Genomic DNA, 24,407 nt, shown 5'->3' with positions numbered 1-24,407 from the left:
GAACACCGAGTAGGCCAACTGCCGAGTAGTCCGACTTCGGCCAAACGGAGAGACGAGGAGCGCTGCACCCCCCTCCGAGTGCAGCGCTCCCCGCTCGTCCGTGGGCCGCTCGCCAAGCAGGCGGGGCCGTTGGTTCCGCATGAATGACCTGCCAATCCTGTCAATGGTTGTCCCAGGACTCACAGGATTTTTATGTGCTCCCTGTCACACCGGTGGCGCGGGGCCGTTCGAATCACGCCAAAAGCGGAGGACAGGGCAACCGGTCGGCAGCGGCCGCGTCCGGAATGCGCGAAGGGCCCCGCATCGGGCCATCCGTCCTGGGGATGGCCCGCGGGGCCCTTGGCCGTCAGCACCGACGTCAGGGCAGCGTCGGTGCTGCGGGGGGCGGCGCCGGGGGGTAGCGCCGCTGTGGCTGAGCGCCGGGTGGCCGACCCGGCGCGCGGGGGGCGCGCGGGTGGTATCGACCACTGGCAGTCGCTCTGCGCAGTGATGGGGGGACTTGTCTCTGCATCGTGAGGGATGGGCTGCGGACCGCGCAACCGTTTGGACCGGATGCGGCCGGCCCCGGGCGTCCCCGGAGCCGACCGCTTTTAAGGGTGACCGGGCTGCTGTCCCCTGCCGACCGGTCACGCGCGCTGGGGCGAGGTCCCACGACGTGCCGTCAGCACGTCACACGCCCCAGCGGAGCCACGCGTGGTTTTTTCGGGCCCGCCCCTGGCTGGCACGGACACCCTGACCAACGAAGTGGGGCACCGGCCGGTCACGGCGCCGGACGGGTGAGGCTGTACCGAATCGGATACGTACTGAACTCGGATACGTGCCGACCTCAGATCCGGCCCCGGCACAGCTCCAGCATCGTCATGGCGAGCGCGGTGCCGGGCTTGCCCAGCGCGTCGCGGTAGTGAGCGAGGACCTCCATCTCGCGGTTCAGGTTCACCCGCCGCCCGCCGGAGGCGATCCGGGACTCCTGGATGACGGCCGAGACGGCCATCCGTTCCTGGATCAGACCGATGATGCGGTCGTCGAGCGCGTCGATGCGCTCCCGGGCGCCGGTGATCAGGGTGGCGGCCTCGTCGGTGCGGGCGCCGGTCTTCTCGGTCCGGGTCACGGACATGTGGGGCTCCTTGGGGGTTCGGCGCCCCGGAGCGGCAAGGCCCGGAAATGACAGAGCGCCCCGGGCCTTGTCGGCCCGGGGCGCCTGGGAAGTCGCTTGTCAGTTGCTCAAGCAGCACGACCATGGCAGCCGGACGGGCCGGTGCCATAGGTAAAGACGAAGGTCTGGTGCTTGCGCATGGCGACAGTATGGACCGGCGCCGTCCGGCGGGGCCAATCCCGGTTCGGATGGTGAGACGAAAGCTTCCGGCCCGCGCCCCGGTAGAATCGACAAATACCGACCCCCTCCCTTCGCCGGAAGGCCGCCAGTGTCATCAGCGTCCCCAGCTGCCGCGCCCGCATCCAACCCGGACGTAGTCCTCGTTGTCGACTTCGGCGCCCAGTACGCCCAGCTCATCGCCCGCCGCGTCCGTGAGGCCCGGGTCTACAGCGAGATCGTGCCGAGCACGATGCCCGTGGCCGAGATGCTGGCCAAGAACCCGAAGGCGATCATCCTGTCGGGAGGCCCGTCGTCCGTGTACGCGGAGGGCGCCCCCGTCCTGGAGCGCGAGATCTTCGAGGCCGGGGTCCCGGTCTTCGGCATGTGCTACGGCTTCCAGCTGATGGCGACGACGCTCGGCGGCACGGTCGACGACAACGGCGCGCGCGAGTACGGGCGTACCCCGCTGCACGTCAGCAAGGTCGGCTCCACGCTCTTCGAGGGCACGCCCGCCGAGCAGTCGGTGTGGATGTCGCACGGCGACGCCTGCTCGGCCGCGCCCGAGGGCTTCACGGTCACCGCGTCCACGGACGTCGTACCGGTCGCCGCCTTCGAGAACGACGAGAAGAAGCTGTACGGCGTGCAGTACCACCCCGAGGTGCTGCACTCCACGCACGGCCAGCAGATCCTGGAGCACTTCCTCTACCGGGGCGCGGGCATCGAGCCGAGCTGGACGACGCACAACGTCGTCGAGGAGCAGATCGCCCTCATCCGCGAGCAGGTCGGCACCAAGCGCGCCATCTGCGGCCTGTCCGGCGGCGTGGACTCCGCGGTCGCCGCGGCCCTCGTCCAGAAGGCCATCGGTTCCCAGCTGACCTGCGTGTACGTCGACCACGGCCTGATGCGCAAGGGCGAGACCGAGCAGGTCGAGAAGGACTTCGTGGCCGCCACCGGCGTCCAGCTGAAGGTCGTCGACGCGCAGGAGCGATTCCTCACCGCGCTGGCCGGGGTCTCCGACCCGGAGACCAAGCGGAAGATCATCGGCCGCGAGTTCATCCGCGTCTTCGAGCAGGCGCAGCTGGAGATCCTCCAGGAGGACGGCCCCGAGGTCGCCTTCCTCGTCCAGGGCACGCTGTACCCGGACGTCGTGGAGTCCGGCGGCGGCACCGGCACCGCGAACATCAAGTCGCACCACAACGTGGGCGGCCTGCCCGACGACATCGAGTTCGAGCTCGTCGAGCCGCTGCGCAAGCTGTTCAAGGACGAGGTCCGGATGGTCGGCCAGGAGCTCGGCCTGCCGGAGGAGATCGTCCAGCGCCAGCCGTTCCCCGGCCCCGGCCTGGGCATCCGGATCGTCGGCGAGGTCACCAAGGACCGCCTCGACCTGCTCCGCGAGGCCGACGCCATCGCCCGCGAGGAGCTGACGGCGGCCGGTCTGGACCGCGAGATCTGGCAGTGCCCGGTCGTGCTGCTCGCGGACGTCCGCAGCGTCGGCGTCCAGGGCGACGGCCGCACCTACGGCCACCCGATCGTGCTGCGCCCGGTCTCCTCCGAGGACGCCATGACGGCGGACTGGACGCGCATGCCGTACGACGTGCTGGCGAAGATCTCGACGCGCATCACCAACGAGGTCCCCGACGTCAACCGAGTCGTCCTCGACGTGACGAGCAAGCCGCCGGGCACGATCGAGTGGGAGTAGGACTCCCCAGCGACTGATCGGCGCCGCCCCGGGAATCCGGGGCGGCGCCGCCGCATCTAAGGGGCGCGGGGAACTGCGCGACCAGCCCACGACGGCCCGCAGTCGAAGAACGACAGCACCACCCGATTGCGCGACCCTGTTCACTTTTCAAGCCGCACGGTAACTTCCGGCCATGACCGAGTTCCCGCAGCTGCCCGCCCCCGCGCCGATACCCGTCGACCGGCTCCACTTCGCCCTGCCGCAAGGCCACCCCACCCTGGCCGAGGAGCGGCAGCACCGCAAGGAGCGGCTGGCCGGGGCGCTGCGGCTGTTCGCGCGGTTCGGCTGCGAGGAGGGGGTCTCCGGGCACATCAGCGCGCGCGACCCGGAGTTCGAGGACTGCTATTGGGTGAACCCCTTCGGCGTGCCGTTCGCGCGGGTCACCGCGGGCGAGCTGGTCATGGTCAACGGGGACGGCCAGGTCGTCGAGGGCCGCTACCACGTCAACCAGGCGGCCTTCGCGGTCCACGCCCAGGTGCACCGGGCCCGCCCCGAGGTGGTCGCGGTGGCGCACACCCACTCGGTGCACGGGCGGGCGCTGGCGGCGCTCGGTGATCTGATCGAGCCGTACACCCAGGAGGCGTGCGCCTTCTTCGAGGACCACGCGCTGTTCGACGCCTATACGGGAGTGGTCGTCGACGCCGAGGAGGGGCGCCGGATCGCGGCCGCGCTCGGCCCGTACAAGGCGGTGATCCTGCGCAACCACGGGCTGCTGACCGTGGGGGACTCGGTGGACGCGGCGGCCTGGTGGTTCCTTTCGATGGAGCGGTGCAGCGAGGTGCAGCTGGCCGCGCGGGCGGCCGGGAAGCCGGTGCTGATCGAGCGCCGGGACGCGGTCGCCACCCGCGACCAGCTGGGCAGCGACCTGGTCGCGTGGATCAACTACCAGCCGCTGTGGCGCCAGATCAGTGAGTCGGAGCCCGAACTGCTGTCGTAGTACGTCAATTTGATGGTGCGTCAATCACTCGCGCCGCGTGCCCCTGCCGACCGGGGGGCGGTTTTCGTACGGCACAATTCCCTGACAGTCGACGTGACTTGAGGGAAGGGCGAGATTTCCGTGGCGGTGCAGGAGGCTCGGCAATGCGGTGGTGACTGCGGTCCCGGGGCGCGGGACGGCCACCGGCGCGCGGTGGCGGAGTTCCTGGCCAAGCGCGACGGGCTGGCCGCCGGAGAAGGGCTGCCCGCCGCCGTCGCGCACTCCGCCGGGGCGTCCCGCCAGTGGGTGTCGGACGAGCTCACCCAGTCCGCCCGGGCGCTCGCCGAACGCGGCCGGGAGGCGGGGCACGCCTGGCCGGGCGCGGTCTGGCGGGCCACCCTCGTGGCCGTGTGGGGGAGCCTCGCGGTGCTGGCGCTCGCCGAGGCCTTCACCGCGATCGGCGCCGGCTGGACCCACGCCAGGACCGCCGGGCTGCTCGCCGCGTTGGTCGTGGCGGTCGCGCTGACCGTGGCGGCGTGGCTGCACCGGGCGCGCGGCGGACTGCTCGCGCCGGTCGTCGGCGAGGACAACCGGCTCTCCACCTCGCGCGCGGTGGCCGCCGCCTGGGTGCTGCTTGTGGCCTTCGCGGTGCTCCTGCTCGCCGTGCGGCTGGCCGGGGCGTCCGGGGCGAAGGAGCGCGACGCGCTGATCGAGGGCCTCGGACTCTCCCGTGGCGCGGGCCTGCTGGCGGTGGTCGCGCTGGTCAGCGCGGTGACCGTGGTGGTCCGCCGGGTCGTTGCCGTACGCATCGCGGGGCAGCGGCTGCAGAAGGTGCGCGCGGAGCGGCCGCGCGCCGCCGACCTGCTCACGGACGACGCCGGGCGCGGCAGCTTCGCGGACGTCCAGTACGTCCTGGTCTCCACGGTCGCCGTGCTGTTCGCCGCCGTGCGCCTGGCCCGGCGGCCCGACCGGCTGCCCGATCTGCCGTGGGCGCTGGCCTTCCTGGTGGCCGTGTCCGCGCTGACGTACTTCGCCGGGAAGTACGCCGAAGGCGGTCGTCCCGTCGTGCTCTCGGTGGTCCGGGCGCGCGAGGCGGGCGATCTGGACGCGCCGATCCGTACCGGTGACGACATCGAGATCCGCGGCGCCGGATTCGTGCCGCCCGGAGCGGGCACCCCCGACCGGCTCGCCCGGATGGTCGTGCGGATCGGCGCGGTCCATGTCCATGTGCCGCTGATCCCGGTCACCGGCGGCTTCGCCAACCCCAGCGACACCGTGCTGACCGTGCCGGTCCCGGTGGACGTCGAGCCGGGCCGGGTGGAGGTACGGGTGGTCACGGCCGCGGGCGTCGAGACGAACCGGGTCGCGATCGACGTCACCGGCGACTGAACCGGCGTTCCCCACCGAACCGACGTCACCGATCGAACCGGCGCCGCCACCCAGGGAAACCAGTTGATGGGTGAACCGGTTGAGCCGCCCGCCGCTTCCGTACGTATGGTCAGGTGACAGGGGTTACGGAAGGCGGGAACGGCGATGGCACACGGAAATCTCACCCGGACGCGCGGCGGGGCCGCCACCGGCGGGGGCCTGCGGGGCCTGAAGGAGACGGCCGGCAGGTACGCGCTGCTGCCGCTGCGCGTCTTCCTCGGCGTCACCTTCGTCTACGCCGGGTTCGACAAGCTCACCGGCGGCACCACCACCCTCAAGGCGAGCGGCCCCGGCTCGCTCGGGGAGCTGATGCACTCGGTGCGCGACAGCTCGGCGATCCCCGCCCTCGTCGACCTCGCCCTCAAGAGCCCGGTCGGCTTCGGGTACGCCATCGCCCTCGGCGAGATCGCCGTCGGACTCGGCATCCTGGTCGGCCTGTTCGGACGGCTCGCGGCGACCGGCGGCGCGCTGATCTCGCTGAGCCTGTGGCTGACCGTGAGCTGGGCGACCACGCCGTACTACTACGGCAACGACCTGGCCTACTTGATGGCGTGGCTGCCGCTGGTGCTCGCCGGGACGCCGCTGCTGTCCGCCGACGCCTGGCTGGCGTCGCGGCGCCGCTTGCGCACCCCGTAGGCGACCCAGCTGGCGAGCCCGGCGAGGCCGAGGCCGCCGCAGACCAGCGGGATCACCGCGTACCAGGGCGTCTGCCACTCGTCGGCCGCGTCGCCCGCGAACAGGACGGCGGTCGCCAGCATCACCGTTCCGGTGATCAGCCGGCCGGGGCGGAACTCATGACGCGGCACGGTCCACCTCCGCCTGGCCGATGGAGACGTGCAGATCGAGCTCCAGGGTCCCGGCCGGTTTCGCCCCGGCGGGCGGCGGCAGGGTCACGGTCTTCTTCTGGTTGGGCTGGATGTCGACGTCCTCCGGCTTCTCGGTGGGCAGTTGGACGTCACCGACGCCCACCACGATGTGCGCCTTCACGGTCGCGCCTATCGGCACGACGACCCTGAGCCGCCCGGCGCCGACCTCCGCGCGCGTCTTCACGCTCTGCCCCACGGGCACCACGACCTTGCTCAGATCGAGGGTGCCCTCGCCCGACCCCAGGGCGTACGACGGCCGTACGTCCGCCGCGGCGGCCGGGGTCCAGTCGGTCCTGGTCCACTGGGTCGTGATGGTCTTGGGCATCGCCGAGGCCCCGGCGAGCAGGGCGGCCGTGAGCACCGCCATGAACAGCGTGCCGAACCCGGTGCGCCCCACGAACGCGCTGATCACCAGGCCGAGGCCGAACACCACGAGGGCCGCGGTGAGGCCGATCTGGAGCGCGGTGCCCAGCGGCTGGTGCCCCCAGGCGCCCGCTGTGCCGACGCCGCCCGCGAGCAGTGCGAGCAGGAAGACGAACCCGCCGATGGAACGCGGGCCCCGGGTGGCCCGGTCGGCCGCTTTCTTGTCGCGGTCCTTCCCGGCGCGCGCCCCGGCCCCGAACGAGGGCACCGCGTCGGCGCCCTCGGCGCCCCACAGATAGCCGGTGCCGACCGGGCCCGTGGTGCCGTCCTTGACGATCGGGTCGCGCCACCAGGAGGGCGAGACGGGCGTGGGCGGCGCCTTGGTCTCGGGCGGGGCCGCCCCGGGGCCGAAGGCCGGGGCCCCGGCCGAGGTCTGGGCGACCGCCGTGTCCGGCGGGGCGTCCGGGTGGGTGACCGAGCGGCGCTGGGACCAGACGCCGATGCCCGCGACGGTCAGCGTCAGCAGCGACGCGAAGCTCATCACCGAGCCGTTGCTCAGCATGGACAGGAAGATCCCGCAGCCCGCCAGCGCCATCAGCACGGCGACAAGCGCCGGGCCCTCCACCCGCCCGGACAGCAGCCGCCGGGCCTCGTTCTCGTCCTCGTCGTCCAGCGGGAGCAGCAGCCAGGCGAACCCGTAGAAGACCAGGCCGAGGCCGCTGATGACGGTGAGCACGCCGAACGCGATCCGGAAGATCACCGGGTCGATGTCGCAGTACCGCCCGAGCCCGCCGCAGACGCCGCCGATCACCTTGTTGCGACCGCTGCGGCGCAGCGGCAGCGCGGCGGGCGCCGGGTCCGGATCCGGGTCCGGCGGCGCGACGGGGGTCTCGGTCGGCTGAGTCATGACTCCATGGTGACGGGCGGTGCGCGGGTCCGGCACCCGCCCCGACCCTGGCCTCTCCCTGAGATTGCCCCTGATGCGGAGGTGGGGCCTCCCCCGGGCGGGGGATCCCGGCTCCCCCGTGCGGGGATCGCGGATCAGGGGCGTCCTGGGGGATTGCCCTGATGCCCGCACCCGCACGGACGTGTGACGATCGGTGCATGCCAGTCGCCGCTTCCCGAACCGCGCCTCCCGAGGCCGACGAACCCCCCGTGCGCAAGCTCTACCGCTCGGCCGAGGGGCGGATGCTCGGTGGCGTGGCGCGCGGCCTCGCCGGACACCTCGGGCTGCCGGTCGTCTGGGTGCGGATCGTCTTCCTCGGCCTGTTCATGATCGACGGCCTGGGGGCGCTGCTGTACGCGGTGTTCTGGTTCGTGGTGCCGCTGGGCCTGGGCGGTACGGCCGCCGAGCCGCGCTCGGCGTTCGAGGTCAGCCCCGACGGCCGCAGACGGCTGCGCAAACCCGACAAGGGCCAGGTCGTCGCCCTGATCGCGCTCTGCGTCGGCGCGGCGATCTTCGCGGGCAATGTGAACGTGGGCGGCTGGGCCAGTCCGTACATCTGGCCGACGCTGCTGGTCGGCGCCGGTGTGATCCTGGTGTGGCGCCAGGCGGACAACGCCCGGCGGGCCCGCTGGACCGAGGGCGCCCGGCGCAGCCGGCTGCTGCCGGTGGCCCGGGGGCTGGCCGGGGTGGCGCTGGTCGGCGCGGGCTTCACCGGGTTCGTGGTGGTGCGCGGCTCGGCCGCCCAGCTCGGCAACGTCCTGACGGCCGCGCTCGCGGTCATCGCGGGCATAGCCCTGCTGGCGGGCCCCTATCTCGTCCGCATGACCCAGGACCTCTCCGAGGAGCGCCTGATGCGCATCCGCGCCCAGGAGCGCGCCGAAGTCGCCGCCCATGTGCACGACTCGGTGCTCCACACCCTCACGCTGATCCAGCGCAACGCGGAGAACGTGGGGGAGGTGCGCCGCCTCGCCCGTGCCCAGGAGCGCGAGTTGCGGGCCTGGCTCTACAAGCCGGAGGGCACCGGCAAGGACGAGTCGGAGGAGCCGGAGACCCTGGCCGAGGCGGTGCGGAAGGCCGCGGCCGAGGTCGAGGACAAGCACGGAGTGCCGCTGGAGGTCGTGGTCGTCGGCGACTGCCCGCTCGACGAGCGGCTGTCCGCACAGATGCAGGCCGCACGCGAGGCGATGGTGAACGCCGCCAAGTACGGTGGCGAGGGCGGCGCCGTCCAGGTCTTCGCGGAGGTCGAGGGCCGTACGGTCTTCGTGTCCGTACGGGACCGGGGCCCCGGCTTCGATCTGGACGCGGTGCCGGACGACCGCATGGGCGTACGAGAATCGATCATCGGCCGGATGCAGCGCAACGGCGGAACGGCGCGGCTGCGTTCGGTGCCCGGCGGGGGCACCGAGGTCGAGCTGGAGATGGAGAGGGCGGACGGATGACGACGGAGCAGACCCAGGGAGCCCAGGGCGGAGCCGAGCGGCGGGTGCGGGTCGTCCTGGTCGACGACCACCGCATGTTCCGCACGGGAGTCCAGGCGGAGATCGGCCGTACCGAGGAGACGGGCGTGGAGGTCGTCGGGGAGGCGGCCGACGTGGACCAGGCGATCACCGTCATCACGGCGACCCGGCCGGAGGTCGTCCTCCTGGACGTCCACCTTCCGGGCGGCGGCGGCGTGGAAGTGCTGCGCCGTTCGGCCCCGTTGATGGCGGACGCGGAGAATCCGGTGCGCTTCCTCGCGCTGTCCGTCTCGGACGCGGCGGAGGACGTGATCGGGGTGATCCGGGGCGGTGCGCGCGGCTACGTCACCAAGACGATCACGGGTACGGACCTGGTCGACTCGATCTTCCGGGTCCAGGAGGGGGACGCGGTGTTCTCGCCGCGGCTCGCCGGCTTCGTCCTGGACGCCTTCGCGTCGACGGACGCGCCGCCGGTCGACGAGGACCTGGACCGCCTCACCCAGCGCGAGCGGGAGGTGCTGCGCTTGATCGCGCGCGGCTATGCGTACAAGGAGATCGCCAAGCAGCTGTTCATCTCGGTGAAGACGGTCGAGTCGCACGTCTCGGCGGTGCTGCGCAAGCTCCAGCTGTCCAACCGCCATGAGCTGACGCGCTGGGCCACGGCTCGACGGCTGGTCTGAGGGGAGCCCTGGGGTACTCAAGGGGGGCGGGGCGGAACCGGGATTGTCAGGACGGCGTCAAAACTCAACGTGCGCTCCTTGCACGGTAGTTACGATGCGGGATGATCGTCGGACACGGGGGAGGGGTCGTCCATGGGCTTTGACGAAGAGTGGGCGTCGAGCAAGGCGGCAGCGGCGCGGCAGCCGGTGGGCATGCGGCTCGACGGGGCGTACGACGGGCCGTTCCCGCCGTCGGGGCCGGGCGGTGACAAGGACCTGAACTCCAGCGCCTCGCGGAAGAACACCGCCGCCAACGACATCGAGACCGACTTCGAGCCGAACACGAAGAAGGCCGGTGCCTGGGCGGACGAGGCCAACGGGACGGCGGCCAAGGCGTTCGCCGGGTGGGCGACCGGGGCCGGGCTGACGAAGGCCCAGGAGACCTGGGGCAAGTCGGTCACCGCGTTGCTCGGCCGGCTGGCCGGGGAGAAGTCCGCGCTGCGCGGCACGACGGGCTTCTTCCAGAAGAACGACATAGGAGTCGGCAACGACTTCGGGCCGCTCCTCAGACCGTCCTCGCTCAGCCAGTTCTCGCCGCCGCCGCACGCGTAGGAGCCCCGTAATGCTGACCTACGAACTGATCATGAAGACGGACCTCTCGCAGCTCACCACGGCCGCCACCAAGTGGGACGACATGGCCGGCGAGCTCAAGAAGCTGGAGGAGCGCTACAGGACCCAGGTCCAGAACGTGAGCCTGGACGGCACCTGGACCGGCCAGGCCTCGCTCTACTCCCGGCCGAACTTCGCGGCGACGCACACGCAGTACGTCGCCGCGCAGACCGAGGCCAAGGCCGTCGCCTCGCTGCTGCGCGACGCCCACGCCCAGTTCGTGGACCTGAAGAAGCGGGTGGAGTCCGCGCGGGACGACGCCGTCAAGGCCGGGATGAAGGTCTCCGAGACGGGCGCCGCGACCTTCGACTACAGCAAGGTCAGCGCGGCGGAGGCCAACACGGTCCGCCACGACCCGGACCTGCGCACCACCGAGAGCTCGTGGTCGCAGCACATCGCCCAGGCCGTGTCCGCCATGAACGACGCCGACCAGGGCGTGAAGATCGCCCTGGAGGCGGTCGGCGCCGACAGTGACCTGTTCGACGACACGAGGAACGGCTTCAACGCCAAGGCCAGCGGCGACGTGGAGCACTACGAGGCCCAGGCCATGATCCAGCTGGCCGACAAGGTCAACGACGGCAAGAAGCTGTCCCCCGAGGAGCTGGCCGAGGCCGAGTCGCTCTTCCGGGACAACTCCCACGACAAGGTCTTCACCCAGACCCTGCTGCAGGGCCTGGGCCCGGACGGCGCGATCAAGTTCACCCAGCACGTGAACGACTGGTCCCTCTCCGACAAGTCCCACAAGGACGACTACGCGGCCCTGGAACGCGGCTTCGCCACGTCCCTGGCCACCGCGACGACGGTCCCGGGCAAGGTCACGGACATGCCGCCGGGCTCGGCCAAGTACAACGAGTGGCTGAACAGCCCCGACGGGAAGTTCTACAAGGGGTGGATGGAGGGGGTGGAGAAGGCGGGGGCCCACAACTACGGGGACAACCTGCGGCCGCTCAGCGGCTATCACGTGCTGGCCAGCCTCATGGGGCATGCGGACGCCACGTACGACGACCAGTTCCTGTACGCGCTCGGCGACAAGATGATCGACGCCGAGAAGAAGGACCACAACCTCTTCAAGGTGTGGGGCGCCGACTACAAGGGCATCGAGCCGGACCCGATCGACACGCTGCTCGGCGTGATGGGCAAGAACCCCGACGCCGCCACGGCGTTCTTCGACCCGTCAGGCAACGGCGCGGGCACCGACCACGTCGGCAACGACCACCTCAAGTACCTGGCGGGCCACGGGGACGGGACCCGCCAGTGGCCGAACCACTCGTACTCCGGGGGCGTCGGCGTGGCGACCTACGACAACCCGACGAGCCGAGCCGGGCTGGGCGCGGCGCTGGAGGCAGCCACAACGGGGCATCCGCCGCTGCATGAGGGCGAGCGGGGCGGTGAGCCCGGCCCGCACACCCCGGCGCAGGCGCGGGTCATGCAGAACATGCTGACGACGCTCGACGCGGGTCTCAGTGGCGAGAAGCTGGACCCCGACATGCAGAAGAACATCGGCCACGCCCTGGCGGACTACGTCCAGGACACCCACCACATCCTGGCCGAGAGCGGTTCGAAGTACGGGAGCCCGGACGGCCTGGACCACATCTGGAGCCAGGGCGACGACGCGGGGATCACGGTCAGCAAGGGCACCCTGATGCGTGTGATGCGTGGTGCCTCGTCGGACTCGCAGACCTTCTCGCTGCTGTACGACACCCAACAGCAGTACGCGATCGACCAGTTGTCCAACGCCCCGCATGCCGGCGGTGAGGGTTACGAGCGCTGGAAGAACCCGGCGAGCGAGATGGGCTCGGTCATGGGCGCGATGAACTCCATCGGATCCGATGTGATCTTCGACGAGCGCAGTGGCAAGATCCAGGCCGCCAACGACATGGCGAAGTACGCCTACCATTTCGCGGGCGCCCCGGTGACCGGCCTGCCGGTGCTGGGCGACACGGCGCAGCGCCTGATCGACGCGGGCACCTACGAGTGGTCGAAGGACGTCATCGCGACCGCACAGTCCAAGGCGCAGGAGATGAACTCCCATCAGTACTCGTCGGGCGTCACCGGCACGTACAACTACATCGACCAGTGGGCCACCGCCCACGGCGTGGACATCAACGACGAGACGAACAGCAAGGGCAACCCGAACTGGGACGCGTGGCAGTCGATGAGGCGCGAGGCCAAGCAGTCGTACACATCGTCCCGGGGTGACGCCGCCGCGTACCTCGGTTGGGAGTAGCGCGTGGCCGTCCGGCTGTTCTCCGGCTCCACGGGGAGGAAATGGGTGCTCGGCGCGGTGTCGGCCGTGTTGGTGGCGGGCGGGCTCTACACGGGGTTCGACACCAATGCGTTCGGGCCGGACAGCCTGTGCGGGGGATGGCTGAAGTCGTCGGACGTGGAGCGGGTGCTCGACGGCCCCGGACGGCTGTCGGGCTCCGGCACGAACACGGTGTGCACGGTGAAGAAGTCAGGCCTCTTGGTCGGCGGCGACGCCTCCGTCACGGTCCGGATCGCCGCCGAGTCGGGCAAGTTCCCGTTTGCGACGGGGAGTTGGACTGCGTCGGCGGCTCAGCGGCTGTTCACGGGACAGGCCGGTGGCGGCGCCGACGGGTACGGCGGCTGGGCGCTGCTGCCTGCCTCGTGCCGGATTCCGGCCGGTGTCCCGAGTGACAAGTCGGATGCCGAGGTGGCGGTTGTGGCGTCTCTGGCGGGCGGTTCGACGGAGGAAGGGGCGCTGGTGCGCCTGCTCTCCGCCGCCGCCGAGTCCGCCGCGGCCCGTTCCGGCTGCGCCGCCGAGGGCCGCCCGGCCGAGCTCGCCTCCGCCCGGACCTCCCCGGCCGACTTCGCCCGGGTCTGTGCGCTGCCGGGCTTCACGATCCCGGCAGTGACCGGCGACAAGGGCCGTGCCGGCCGCGCGCAGGTCACCGGGGACCTCGGCAAGGCCTGGATATGCGACCTGTCCTTCGCCGATGACAAGCGGGGTCCCTATGCCCGTTTCGCGGCGGTGCGGGATCCGCTGCTGGCCCGGGGCCTGTCCACCAGTGGGGCGACCAGGCTGGACTGCCCGGGTGGGCCCGTCTATGCCACCGTCGACAACAACACGTATCCCTGGGACCCGGCCGAGCGGAAGGCGGCGGGCCTGCTGCCGGAGAAGGACCTGCGTGACCGGTTCGCCACGGCGGTCGCAGGCGCGCTGCACTGCCCGGTGGCGCGATGAACGTAAAAACCCGGCAAACCAGTCAACCCGGGCGCTCCCGTCACCCCTCTCCCCCCATGTGACCCCCCTGACCCACCTGACCGGCACCCCCGTCCTCGCAGCCGCCTTCATCGCCACCGCCCTCGCCGTCCTCGTGCCGCTGGCCGTATGGGGACGGGTGCGGGGGCCGCGCGTCGTGCGGGCGGGGGTGCGGCTCGGGATGGTCGTCGTGGCGCAGGTCAGCGCCGTCCTCGCGGTGTTCGTCGCCGTCAACGACCAGTACGGGCTCTACGACAGCTGGGGCGATCTGCTCGGCACCGAGAGCCACGTCGCGGCCGCGCCCGACCTCGGGGCGGACGGGACCGGGGGACGGGACATCTCCGCCGCTCCCCGCGTCCGGCAGGCCTTCACGCCCGTCACCGGGGACCCCGACGTCGGCCCGGGGCTGCGGCTCACCCACCTCAAGGGGGCGCTGTCCGGCGCCGAGGGCGAGGTGTACGTGTGGCTGCCGCCGCAGTACGGCGAACCGGCGTACAGGAACAAGGACTTCCCCGTCGTCGAGCTGCTCGCCGGGTACCCGGGCTCCGCCCGCGACTGGTGGGGCAACCTCGACGTACAGACGCAGCTGGAGCCGATGATGGAGCGCGGCGAGGTCGCGCCGTACATCCTCGTCTCGCCGCGCACCACGCTGCTGCCCGGCAAGGACACCGGCTGCGTCAACGTGCCGGGCACCGTCAACGCCGACACCTGGCTCAGTGTGGACGTACGGAAGACGGTCACCGACAATTTCCGGGCGCGGAAGGACGCCGACGGCTGGGCGGTCGCCGGGTTCTCGGCCGGGGCCCACTGCGCGGCCGGGCTCGCGATCGAGCACCCCGACCGCTACCGCGCGGCCGTCGGTTTCTCCGGCTACAACGACCCCGCCGCCGAGCCCGACTCCATCGCCGCCCACGACCCCCGGCTGCGGCGCACGGCGAACCCCCTGTGGGTACTCACCCACGCCCGCCGCCCGCCCCGCACCTCGCTCTACCTCACCGGCGAGCCCAAGGACGGGTACGACGACGGACTTGCGATCCAGCGGGCCGCGAAGCCGCCCACCCGCGTCACCGTCCTCCCCTCCACCGGCGGGCACCGGATGACCGTCTGGAAGCCGCTGGTGCCGGGGGCCTTCCGCTGGCTCAGCGGGGTCGTCGGGGGCCCGGTGGGCGCGGAATCAAGCACCGGGAAAGTAAAGGCCTCGCAAAGCGGGGCAACTCCGGTTCACCCAACCGGCTCTTCCCGTGCGTGATGAGCCTGACCGGTACCCCCTTCCTGCTGACCGCCGTCGTCGTGGCGGTGGCGGCCCTGCTGCTGCCCCTGTTCCTGTGGAGCAGGATCGGCGGACCGGCCGTGGTGCGCGGGGCCTCACGGCTGCTCATGCTGCTGTTCGCGCAGTTCACCGCCATCCTCGTCGTCTTCGTGATGGTCAACAACGCCAACGGGCTCTACGACACCTGGGACGACCTGCTGGGCACCGGCAACCACGTCAACGCCGCCCCCGACCTCGGCCCGGACGGCACCGGCGGCAAGAAGGCCGCCTCCGCGCCCAAGGTCAAGCAGAACTTCAAGGAGTACAAGGGCAAGGTCGGCAACGGCGTCATGAAGACCACGCTCAAGGGCGCGATCTCCGGCGTCGAGGGCGACGTCGCGGTCTGGCTGCCGCCGCAGTACAACGACCCCGCGTACAAGGACAAGACGTTCCCCGTGGTCGAGCTGCTGCCCGGCTACCCGGGCTCGATCGGCGCCTGGTTCGGCTCGCTGCACACCCAGCGGCAGCTCACGCCGATGATGCAGCGCGGGGAGGTCGCGCCGTTCATCCTCGTCTCGCCGCGCACCACGCTCCTGGACGGCCGCGACACCGGCTGCGCCAACGTGCCGGGCACCGTCAACGCCGACACCTGGATCAGCGTGGACGTACGCAAGATGATCACCGACAACTTCCGGGCCGCCACCGGGCCCGAGGGCTGGGCCATCGCCGGGTACTCGGCGGGCGGCCACTGCGCCGCCAAGCTCGCGATAGCGCACCCCGACCGCTACCGCGCCGGCGTCGACCTCTCCGGCTACAACGACCCGGCCGCCGAGGGCGCCTCGATCACCGCTCACGACCCGAAGCTGCGCCGCGAGTCCAACCCGCTGTGGATCCTCAAGACCGCCAAGACCCCGCCGCACACCTCGCTGTTCGTCTCCGGCGACATGGGCGACGGCTACAACGACGGCCTGGCGCTGAAGAAGGCCGCCAAGGCGCCGACCACCGTCCACGTCGTGAGGCTGAACGGCGGCGGCCACCGCAGCAGCGTCTGGGAGCACCAGGTGCCCGACGTCTTCCGCTGGCTCACCAAGGAGCTCGGTCAGGCGGGCCGGGTCGCGCCCGCGAACGGCATCTGATCGATCGGCGCGATCCGCACCGGCGCCCCCGGGTGCGGCGCGTGGATCATCTGGCCGCCGCCGATGTAGAGCCCGACGTGGCTGATGCCCGAGTAGAAGAAGACCAGATCGCCGGGGGCGAGCGCGGAACGGGCCACGCGGGTGCCGGAGTTGATCTGGGTGTACGTGGTCCGGGGCAGCGCGACGCCCGCCGCGCCCCAGGCCGCCTGGGTCAGCCCCGAGCAGTCGAACGAGGACGGCCCGATCGCGCCCCACACGTACGGCTTGCCGAGCGCGGTGTACGCGTACGCCACGGCGGCCGCCGCGCGGCCGCTGGGGGCCGGGAGCAGCCCGGTGGGCGCGGTGGGCGCACCGGGCGCGGAGGAGCGGCTGGCGCGGCCCGTGGCGCTCGCGTCGGCACGTGCGCCGTCCTCGCCCTCGTACGCGGCCCGCTCCTCGGCGGTCAGCCGCGCGAGCAGCGCCTGCGCCGAGTCGATCTTCGACTGGATGGTCTCCTTCTGGCGCCTGAGCTCGGCCTGCCGCTCGCGCAGCTCGCCGAGCCTGCCGTCGGCGGCGGTGTGCAGCCGCTTCAGCTCGGCGAGCTGCTTGCGGACCCCGGCCACCGCGTTCGCCGTCCGGTCCCCGGCCCGCTCCTCGAAGGCCGCGTCGTCCAGGTACCGCTGCGGGTCGGACGACAGCATCAGCTGGAGCGCGGGGGCGACCCCGCCGGTGCGGTACTGGGCGGTGGCGATCGAGCCCAGCGCGTTGCGCGCGCTGTTCAGCCGGTCGGTCTTGCGCGCGGCCTCGTCCTGGAGCGCGGCGACGGACTTCCGGGCGTCGTCCGCCTTCTCCTTGGTGCCGTTGTACGCCTCGGTGGCGACCTCCGCGTCGTGGTAGAGCGAGTCCACCTTGGCCTTGACCTGGGCCGGGGTCAGGCGGGGCTCGGCGTGGCCGGAGCCCTCGAAGGCGGTGGCGGTGGCGGCTCCGGCCAGTGCGAGGGTCGCCGCGGTGCGGGCGGCAGGGCCGGTGAGCGGGTGCTGCCTGGGCTTTCGGTGTGCAGCCACTAGGGCCTTCACGTCCTTCCGTGCACATCCGGCGACGGACCGCACAGGGGGGACGGCCCGCCGCCGGATCTCTCGGCTTGGCGACCGATGACCGCCCTTGAGGGGGCGGCGATGGGGAGTCGGTCACCTGGGGGAGGACGCTAAACCTGGGTGACACGGGGGAGTGAAGCAAAGCAGCGAAGTGTTCTCTTCCGGCGCTCGTGCGACCGCATGCGACCGGTTCATCATCGAGCGGGCCCGCTTCCCGATGCCCCTCTGACCGAAGAGCCGGACGCGCACCTGCCCGCTGCGCCCCGAAACGAGGTGGCTAGGCTCCCGAACCATGGACGTACTCATCAATGTCTTCGTCGCCCTGCACATCATCGGCATCGCCTCGCTGCTCGGAGGCTTCCTGACCCAGATGAAGGCGATGGGTGCCGGGACCGCGAGGTTCGTGCCCGCGATGCTGCACGGCGCGCTGACGATGCTGGTCACGGGCGTGGCCCTGGTCGGCCTCAACCAGGCCGACGACAACTCCGTGAACACCGCCAAGATCGGCCTGAAGCTGGCCGTCCTGGTGGTGATCCTCGGCCTGGTCTATGTGAAGCGGGACGACGAGAAGGTGGAGAAGGCGCTGTTCGGCGCGGTGGGCGGCCTCACCGTGGCGAACATCTTCATCGCGACGCTGTGGACGTGACCCGCGCCGACGGCTAGGCGGGCCTGACCGACCCGTAGATCGGCATGTAGTAGATCGACTCCTCGCGGACGTACGCACCCGGCTTCGGCGCGTGGATCATCATCCCGTTGCCGATGTACATGCCGACGTGGCTGATGTCGTCGTAGAAGAAGACCAGGTCACCGGGGCGCAGCTCGGCCGTGGCGACCCGGGTGCCGACCTTCACCTGGTCCCAGGTGGTGCGCGGCAGATCGACCCCGGCGGCCTTCCAGGCGGCCTGGGTGAGCCCGGAGCAGTCGTACGAGGACGGCCCGGTCGCGCCCCACACGTACGGCTTGCCGATCTGCGCGCGGGCGAACGCGAGCGCCTTGGCGGCCTTGGTGGAGGCGGACGGGGTGCCGGTGCCGGTACCCGGCACCGTCGGGGGCTTCTTCGCGGCTTCGGCCGCCTTGGCCGCCTCGGCGGCCTTGCGGGCCGCCTCCTGCCGCGCGGCCAGCTCCGCCGCCTTCCTCCGCGCCTCCTCCTGCTTCTTCTCCTCCAGCGCCGCCAGCCGCGCCTTCTCCTGCGCGGTGAGCGTGCCGAGGAGCGTGCGCGCGGCCGCCAGCTTCGTCTGTACGTCCTTCTTGCCCGCCCGCAGCGCCTCCTGCGAGGCGGTCAGCCGCTCCAGGCCCCGGGTCGCGTCCGCGCGCTTCTTCGCGATGCCCGCCCGCTCGGTCTCGAAGTCCCGCAGCGCCTGCTCCTCGCGGCCGGTCAGCTGCTTCATGAGGTGGTTGCGGTCGAAGAACGCCTGCGGGTCGTCCGCGAGCATCAGGGTCACGGTCGAGGCCATGCCGCCGGTGCGGTACTGCTCGGCGGCGTAGTTGCCGAGGACCCGGCGGGTGTCGTTCAGCCGGGCGGTGCCCCGGGCGACCTCGTCGAGCAGGCCGTCGACCTTCTCGCGCTGGTCGTCGGTGGCCTCCTTGGCCCGGTTGTACGACTCGGTGGCCGTGCCCGCCTGCCGGTAGAGGTCGTCCACCTTGCGCTGGACCTCCTCGACCGTCGGCTTCGGCCTGCCCGGGGCCGCGCCCGCGCTCTGGGCCAGCAGGCTCACCGAGGCGAGCGCGGCCGTGGTGATGCCGACGGCGGGAGCGGCCGTACGTATGCGGGTGCGCGGCTTGCGGTGGGAGGGCAAGGCCGACACCTCCTTCCGGATCGTGCCGGACGGGGGCGGTCCCCGGACGGGTGCGTTCCCCGGTTGAGGCGGCACGCTAGCCAACTCGTGTGGCCGCTGGGAAGGTTGATGTCCGACAGGCCCGATACATTCCCGTGACCTTTACGCTCCGTAGTCGTTGGTTCGTCTCTCCGAAGGCGGCAGCGGGTTGTCAGAGCGGGGTCCTAGACTCGGGAGACGATGAGCAGCCTCTTTGACGACAGCTTCCTGGCGGACCTCCAGCCCTCCGAGGAGGAGCACCCGCCGCCGCCCGAGGACGGTCCGGTCCGGGAGGAGGTGCCGGACGACCTGTTCCAGGGCCGTTTCGACGCACTCCCGAGCCACGACGCGTACTACCGGGACGGCGCCCCGCGCCCGGTGGTCGACCCGGCGACCCTCCTTGAGGGGCTGAACGAGAACCAGCGCGCGGCCGTGGTCCACGCGGGCTCGCCGCTGCTCATCGTGGCCGGCGCGGGCTCCGGCAAGACCCGGGTGCTCACGCACCGCATCGCCCATCTGCTGGCCACCCGCGGCGTCCACCCCGGCCAGATCCTCGCGATCACCTTCACCAACAAGGCCGCGGGCGAGATGAAGGAGCGCGTCGAGCAGCTGGTCGGCCCGCGCGCGCACGCGATGTGGGTGATGACCTTCCACAGCGCCTGTGTGCGGATCCTGCGCCGCGAGTCCAAGAAGCTCGGCTTCACCTCGTCGTTCTCGATCTACGACGCGGCCGACTCCAAGCGCCTGATGGCGCTGGTCTGCCGCGACCTCGACCTCGATCCCAAGAAGTTCCCGCCGAAGTCCTTCAGCGCCAAGATCTCGAACCTGAAGAACGAGCTGATCGACGAGGAGACCTTCGCCGGCCAGGCCGTCGACGGCTTCGAGAAGACCCTGGCGCAGGCGTACGCGATGTACCAGGCGCGGCTGCGCGAGGCCAACGCGCTGGACTTCGACGACATCATCATGACGACGGTCCACCTGCTCCAGGCGTTCCCGGACGTCGCCGAGCACTACCGCCGCCGCTTCCGCCACGTGATGGTCGACGAGTACCAGGACACCAACCACGCCCAGTACACGCTGGTACGGGAGCTCGTCGGCCCCGCCGGGCAGGACGAGGCGCCGGGCGAGCTGTGCGTGGTCGGTGACGCCGACCAGTCGATCTACGCCTTCCGGGGCGCCACGATCCGCAACATCCTCCAGTTCGAGGAGGACTATCCGGACGCGACGACGATCATGCTGGAGCAGAACTACCGCTCGACGCAGACGATCCTGTCCGCCGCCAACGCGGTCATCGAGCGCAACGAGAGCCGCCGCCCCAAGAACCTGTGGACGGACGCGGGCGCGGGCGCGCAGATCACCGGCTATGTGGCCGACACCGAGCACGACGAGGCGCAGTTCGTCGCCGACGAGATCGACCGGCTCACCGACGCGGGCGACGCCAAGGCGGGCGACGTCGCGATCTTCTACCGGACCAACGCCCAGTCCCGTGTCTTCGAAGAGATCTTCATCCGGGTCGGCCTGCCGTACAAGGTCGTCGGCGGCGTGCGCTTCTACGAGCGCAAGGAGGTCCGCGACGTCCTCGCCTATCTGCGCGTCCTCGCCAACCCGGAGGACGCGGTCCCGCTGCGCCGGATCCTCAACGTGCCCAAGCGCGGCATCGGCGACCGCGCCGAGGCGATGATCGACGCGCTCTCGCTGCGCGAGAAGATCACCTTCCCGCAGGCGCTGCGCCGCGTCGACGAGGCGTACGGAATGGCGGCCCGCTCGGCCAACGCCGTCAAGCGCTTCAACCAGCTCATGGACGACCTGCGCACCATCGTCGACTCGGGCGCGGGCCCCGCCGTGGTCCTGGAGGCGGTCCTGGAGCAGACCGGCTATCTGGCCGAGCTCCAGGCCTCCACCGACCCGCAGGACGAGACCCGGATCGAGAACCTCCAGGAACTCGCCGCCGTGGCCCTGGAGTTCGAGCAGGCGCGCGGCGAGGCGGAGGGTGCCGACGGCGCCGCCACGCCCACCCTCGCCGAGTTCCTGGAGCAGGTGGCGCTCGTCGCCGACTCCGACCAGATCCCCGACGAGGACGAGGAGGGCTCCGGCGTCATCACCCTGATGACCCTCCACACCGCCAAGGGCCTGGAGTTCCCGGTGGTGTTCCTGACCGGCCTGGAGGACGGCGTCTTCCCGCACATGCGCGCGCTCGGCCAGGTCAAGGAGCTGGAGGAGGAGCGCCGCCTCGCGTACGTGGGCATCACGCGCGCCCGCGAGCGGCTGTATCTGACGCGCTCCTCGATGCGCAGCGCCTGGGGCCAGCCCTCGTACAACCCGCCGTCCCGGTTCCTGGAGGAGATCCCGGCCCAGCACCTGGACTGGAAGCGGACGGGCCCGATGGCCGCCCCGGCCGGCCCGGTCTCGGGCAAGGGCCTGGGCGGGGGACTGTCCTCCTCGCGGGCGCGCTCGGGCCCCTCGGGCTTCGCGACCCGGCGCACCAGCGACAAGCCGGTGATCGCCCTGACGGTCGGGGACCGCGTCACCCACGACCAGTTCGGTCTGGGCACGGTGGTGTCGGTGACCGGTTCGGGCTCGGACGCGCAGGCGACGATCGACTTCGGCGACGAGCGCCCCAAGAAGCTGCTGCTTCGCTATGCGCCGGTAGAAAAGCTGTAATCGTTTCTGTGGAAGGCCTGCGGGCTCGGCCTAGGTCGGGTCGAGCCCGTGGCTGCGCAGCCACGGCAGCGGGTCTATCGGCGACCCGCCGCCGGGGCGCACCTCGAAGTGCAGGTGCGGGCCGGTGGAGTTGCCCGAGTTGCCCGAGTACGCGATGACGTCACCGGCCTTGACCGGGCCGGACCGCAGCTTGGTGCTGGAGAGGTGGCAGTACCAGGTCTCGGTGCCGTCGGCGGCGGTCACTATGGCCATGTTGCCGTAGGCGCTGTTCCACTGCGTACGGATGGTGCCGTCGATCGCCGACATCACCGGAGTGCCGTACGAGACCGGGAAGTCGATGCCGGTGTGCACCGACATCCAGTTGACGCCCGCCTGGCCGAAGTACGCGCTCAGGCCCCGCTGCTTGACCGGCAGCAGGAACTTGGGGCGCGCGGCCTCCTTGCGCGCGGCCGCCTCGGCCTTGGCCTGCTTCGCGGCGTCCTGGCGGGCCTTGAGGTCGAGACGTTCCTGCGTACGGCTGGCGCGGTCGGCGAAGTTGCCCGCCTCCGCACTGAGGTTGGCGAGCTGGGTGTCCAGCTTGCTGTTGGCGGCGACCGGCTTGACCGAGGACGGGTCGGAGGCGGTGACCGCCGTGCCGTCGTCCTTGCCCTCGCCGCCGAGCCCGCTGACGGACGCGGCCGCGACCCCGGCGACGCCCATCACGCACACGGACGGCACGGCGACGGTGAGCAGCGCGGACCGCTTGGCCGGACTGCGCCGACGGCTGCGGCTGCCTCCGGCGGGACGGCGGGGAAGGGGGACGGCCACGACCTCCGGGGCCGTACCGGGCTCGAACCCGGCCTCGGGCTGCGGGATTTCGCCACTGTCTGAACTGTCCGAACTGTCCGACGCGTCGAAGCCGTCGGCCGCGTCGATGTCGAGCGCGGGGAACTGGGCGGTGCTCTCCGCCCGGGCCTCGACGTGCTCGTTCTCGTACGCGGGCTCGTAACGCTGCTGCTCGTATGCCTCGACGCCGACGTTCCAGGCGGCCGTGTTGTACGTCCCGGTCTCGTCGTACGAACCGGCCGCGTACCCCGCACCGGGCACGGTCCACTGCCCGGTCGTGTCGTAGGCGGCGTCGTACGCGAACGCGGTGGTCTCGAACTGCCCGGTCTGCTGTGCCTGGTTCCAGGCGCTGGCGTCCCACTGCCCGGTGACGTCGGGCCCGGCCGACTGGGCCGGGATGGTCCACTGCCCGGTGGTGTCGTACGAGGTCTGCTGGTGCCGGTACTGCTGCGCGCCGTAGGCGTTCCACTGGCCCGTGTCGTACGCACCGGTGTGATCCGTGTCGTAACCGCCGGGCAGAGCACCGAAGAGCGGGTCGGTGTTGAGGGCGCCGGTGGCGTCCGCCGTGGAATGCCCGTCGTATCCGGCATATCCGGCGTGGGCGTGCTGGTCAGTCACCAACTTCTCTCTCGCCTCGGCAACAGGACCTGGGTCCGGGGGCCCTGGGGAGGGGCTCCCGTGGGGGAAGCAGTGGCGTGACTGTACCCGGCGGTACGCGACAGCGACAATCTTCCGCAGGTTTTATTGGATGAGGAAACGGGCAATCAGCGTCTTTCGGCGGACTGCGGGCAGAGGCTTGGTCTTGCGTTCGAGAATTGTTCGAGAAAACGGCTGCTGAGCGGCCTGTCCGGACGCCTCGGGCAACGGACGCCTCAAGCATCTGACTTCTCAAGCATCTGACTTCTCAAGCAACCGAGAACGCACCGCGCGGGTCGGCCCCTTCCTCGCCCTCCACCGCCTCCACGGTCAACGCCTGACGTATGCCGGTCGCGACGGCCGGGTGGACCGGCAGCGCCAGATGCCCGATCCCCGACACCCGTACGTTCTGAACGGTCAGATCCGGGTGGTCGATACGGGCGGTCTCCACCGGGACCATCAGCGTGTCGAGGTCGCTCCAGAAGCTCACGAACCGCGTCCGGCAGCCCGGGGCGGGCCGGCGCAGCTCCTCGACGACGTCGGAGCCCGGGCACATCTGGCGGACGATCGGGTGCGCGCTGATGAGCTGCGCCGAGCGGGTGCCCGCGTGCGGGGTGCCGAGCGTGACGAGCGTACGGACGCGCGCGTCGCCGCCGAGGCACTGGACGTAGTAGCGGGCGATCAGACCGCCGAGGCTGTGCCCGACCATGTCCACCTCGGTGTGCCCGGTGCGCGCGCAGATCTCCTCGACATGGCGGCCGAGCAGCTCGGCGGCCGTGCGGATGTCGCAGGTCAGCGGCGAGTAGTTGAGCGATTCGAGGTGGCGCCAGCCGTGCCGGGACAGCGCGCGGCGCAGCAGCACGAAGACCGACCGGTTGTCGATGAAGCCGTGCAGCAGCACGACGGGCGGCCGGGCGCGCCCGGCCGTGGGCAGCTGTGGTGCCCCTTCGGGGGCGGGGTCTTTGCGCTCGGCCGCCATGCCCGATGGATAGAGGACGAGATGGCCGGCCAGGACGGCGAGGTCGAGTGCGGTGGCGCGCAGCATCGCGGCGGAGATCCAGGCGCGGCGCAGACACAGCGGAAGGAGCGGAAAGAACTGCACGGACGACCTCCCGAACGGCACGCCGGAAGGACGACTCTGTCCCCCGTGTGCCCTCATGGGGCGCCCCCGCGAAAACGCGCTCGTCCAGAACGCCGTGGGCCGGACCTCCGTGCCGTGCGGCTGACGGCACGGTGGTCCGGCGCCTTACGGTGGTCCGGCGCCTTCAGAGCGGCTCCCCTTGCAGCCGACCCGACGGTCCGGCCGACGGGCGGCGGACAATCGGGTACGGCGACGCAAAACGAAACATGTCCCACTGTGTGATTTCCCCCTCCCCGGTCACCGCGAAACGGCGGCGTGCGCGATGCTGTAGATAACGTTCGTTCACTTCAGTTCG

General features: G+C 71.3%; 20 protein-coding genes. 13 read left to right on the top strand and 7 right to left on the bottom strand.

Annotation, left to right across the window (positions count from 1 at the left end):
- Nucleotides 1-826: 826 nt before the first annotated feature.
- Complete coding sequence (locus QIY60_RS09435) at nt 827-1,168, bottom strand: chorismate mutase (RefSeq protein ID WP_283145875.1); 342 nt, start codon at nt 1,166-1,168, stop codon at nt 827-829.
- Nucleotides 1,169-1,421: 253 nt separating this feature from the next.
- Here QIY60_RS09435 and guaA point away from each other — a divergent pair, with 253 nt between their 5' ends.
- From guaA to QIY60_RS09415, 4 genes are all read left to right on the top strand, one after another.
- Nucleotides 1,422-3,011, top strand: coding sequence for a glutamine-hydrolyzing GMP synthase (gene guaA / locus QIY60_RS09430; RefSeq protein WP_283142015.1), 1,590 nt, complete (start codon nt 1,422-1,424; stop codon nt 3,009-3,011).
- A 172-nt stretch (nt 3,012-3,183) separates the two neighbouring features.
- A complete protein-coding gene (locus QIY60_RS09425; protein ID WP_283142014.1) occupies nt 3,184-3,987 on the top strand; it encodes a class II aldolase/adducin family protein in 804 nt (267 codons plus the stop codon).
- Between the two features lie 120 nt (nt 3,988-4,107).
- Nucleotides 4,108-5,355, top strand: coding sequence for a hypothetical protein (locus tag QIY60_RS09420; protein WP_283142013.1), 1,248 nt, complete (start codon nt 4,108-4,110; stop codon nt 5,353-5,355).
- A 144-nt stretch (nt 5,356-5,499) separates the two neighbouring features.
- Complete coding sequence (locus tag QIY60_RS09415) at nt 5,500-6,030, top strand: DoxX family protein (RefSeq protein ID WP_283142012.1); 531 nt, start codon at nt 5,500-5,502, stop codon at nt 6,028-6,030.
- On the opposite strand, the gene QIY60_RS09410 is transcribed toward QIY60_RS09415, so the two are convergent.
- Together QIY60_RS09410 and QIY60_RS09405 are read right to left on the bottom strand one after the other, a co-directional pair.
- Nucleotides 5,934-6,200: a hypothetical protein gene (locus QIY60_RS09410; protein WP_283142011.1), complete on the bottom strand. Its 267-nt coding sequence runs from the start codon at nt 6,198-6,200 to the stop codon at nt 5,934-5,936. The two genes, QIY60_RS09415 and QIY60_RS09410, sit on opposite strands and share 97 nt — an antisense overlap.
- Nucleotides 6,187-7,530, bottom strand: coding sequence for a PspC domain-containing protein (locus QIY60_RS09405; protein WP_283142010.1), 1,344 nt, complete (start codon nt 7,528-7,530; stop codon nt 6,187-6,189). The genes QIY60_RS09410 and QIY60_RS09405 overlap by 14 nt, the downstream gene beginning before the upstream one ends.
- Before the next feature lie 197 nt (nt 7,531-7,727).
- Here QIY60_RS09405 and QIY60_RS09400 point away from each other — a divergent pair, with 197 nt between their 5' ends.
- The 7 genes from QIY60_RS09400 (at nt 7,728) to QIY60_RS09370 (ending at nt 15,962) form a co-directional block, all read left to right on the top strand.
- On the top strand, nt 7,728-9,008 hold the full coding sequence (locus tag QIY60_RS09400; protein ID WP_283142009.1) for an ATP-binding protein: 1,281 nt from the start codon (nt 7,728-7,730) through the stop codon (nt 9,006-9,008).
- Nucleotides 9,005-9,706 (top strand): response regulator transcription factor, encoded by a 702-nt coding sequence (locus QIY60_RS09395; RefSeq protein WP_283142008.1) that lies wholly within the window; start codon nt 9,005-9,007, stop codon nt 9,704-9,706. The genes QIY60_RS09400 and QIY60_RS09395 overlap by 4 nt, the downstream gene beginning before the upstream one ends.
- 132 nt (nt 9,707-9,838) lie before the next feature.
- Entirely contained in the window at nt 9,839-10,297 is a 459-nt protein-coding gene (locus QIY60_RS09390; RefSeq protein WP_283142007.1) for a hypothetical protein, read from the top strand.
- Nucleotides 10,298-10,307: 10 nt separating this feature from the next.
- Complete coding sequence (locus QIY60_RS09385) at nt 10,308-12,581, top strand: hypothetical protein (protein ID WP_283142006.1); 2,274 nt, start codon at nt 10,308-10,310, stop codon at nt 12,579-12,581.
- Nucleotides 12,582-12,584: 3 nt separating this feature from the next.
- The gene (locus tag QIY60_RS09380; RefSeq protein ID WP_283142005.1) at nt 12,585-13,559 is read left to right on the top strand and encodes a hypothetical protein; all 975 of its coding nucleotides are present in this window, start codon (nt 12,585-12,587) and stop codon (nt 13,557-13,559) included.
- Between the two features lie 58 nt (nt 13,560-13,617).
- Nucleotides 13,618-14,826, top strand: a complete 1,209-nt coding sequence (locus tag QIY60_RS09375) for an alpha/beta hydrolase-fold protein (RefSeq protein ID WP_283142004.1) — start codon at nt 13,618-13,620, stop codon at nt 14,824-14,826.
- The gene (locus tag QIY60_RS09370) at nt 14,826-15,962 is read left to right on the top strand and encodes an alpha/beta fold hydrolase (protein WP_283142003.1); all 1,137 of its coding nucleotides are present in this window, start codon (nt 14,826-14,828) and stop codon (nt 15,960-15,962) included. Before QIY60_RS09375 ends, QIY60_RS09370 begins: the two co-directional genes overlap by 1 nt.
- Here the strand turns inward: QIY60_RS09370 and QIY60_RS09365 are convergent.
- Nucleotides 15,926-17,005, bottom strand: a complete 1,080-nt coding sequence (locus tag QIY60_RS09365) for an NlpC/P60 family protein (protein WP_283142002.1) — start codon at nt 17,003-17,005, stop codon at nt 15,926-15,928. The two genes, QIY60_RS09370 and QIY60_RS09365, sit on opposite strands and share 37 nt — an antisense overlap.
- Nucleotides 17,006-17,327: 322 nt before the next feature.
- Here QIY60_RS09365 and QIY60_RS09360 point away from each other — a divergent pair, with 322 nt between their 5' ends.
- Nucleotides 17,328-17,681, top strand: a complete 354-nt coding sequence (locus QIY60_RS09360; RefSeq protein WP_067163281.1) for a hypothetical protein — start codon at nt 17,328-17,330, stop codon at nt 17,679-17,681.
- A gap of 13 nt (nt 17,682-17,694) precedes the next feature.
- Here QIY60_RS09360 and QIY60_RS09355 read toward each other — a convergent pair whose 3' ends face one another.
- Nucleotides 17,695-18,831, bottom strand: a complete 1,137-nt coding sequence (locus QIY60_RS09355) for a C40 family peptidase (protein WP_283142001.1) — start codon at nt 18,829-18,831, stop codon at nt 17,695-17,697.
- 219 nt (nt 18,832-19,050) lie between these two features.
- Between QIY60_RS09355 and pcrA the strand changes: the two genes are divergently transcribed.
- Nucleotides 19,051-21,510: a DNA helicase PcrA gene (gene pcrA, locus QIY60_RS09350; RefSeq protein ID WP_283142000.1), complete on the top strand. Its 2,460-nt coding sequence runs from the start codon at nt 19,051-19,053 to the stop codon at nt 21,508-21,510.
- Between the two features lie 30 nt (nt 21,511-21,540).
- Here the strand turns inward: pcrA and QIY60_RS09345 are convergent, their stop codons facing one another.
- Together QIY60_RS09345 and QIY60_RS09340 are read right to left on the bottom strand one after the other, a co-directional pair.
- Nucleotides 21,541-22,953: a M23 family metallopeptidase gene (locus tag QIY60_RS09345; RefSeq protein ID WP_283141999.1), complete on the bottom strand. Its 1,413-nt coding sequence runs from the start codon at nt 22,951-22,953 to the stop codon at nt 21,541-21,543.
- Nucleotides 22,954-23,239: 286 nt separating this feature from the next.
- Nucleotides 23,240-24,094 (bottom strand): alpha/beta fold hydrolase, encoded by an 855-nt coding sequence (locus QIY60_RS09340; protein ID WP_283141998.1) that lies wholly within the window; start codon nt 24,092-24,094, stop codon nt 23,240-23,242.
- Between the last annotated feature and the right edge of the window lie 313 nt (nt 24,095-24,407).

The organism is Streptomyces sp. BPTC-684 (genome assembly GCF_030028635.1).
GTDB lineage: Bacteria > Actinomycetota > Actinomycetes > Streptomycetales > Streptomycetaceae > Streptomyces > Streptomyces noboritoensis.
This window is presented reverse-complemented; position numbering and strand designations above follow the sequence as displayed.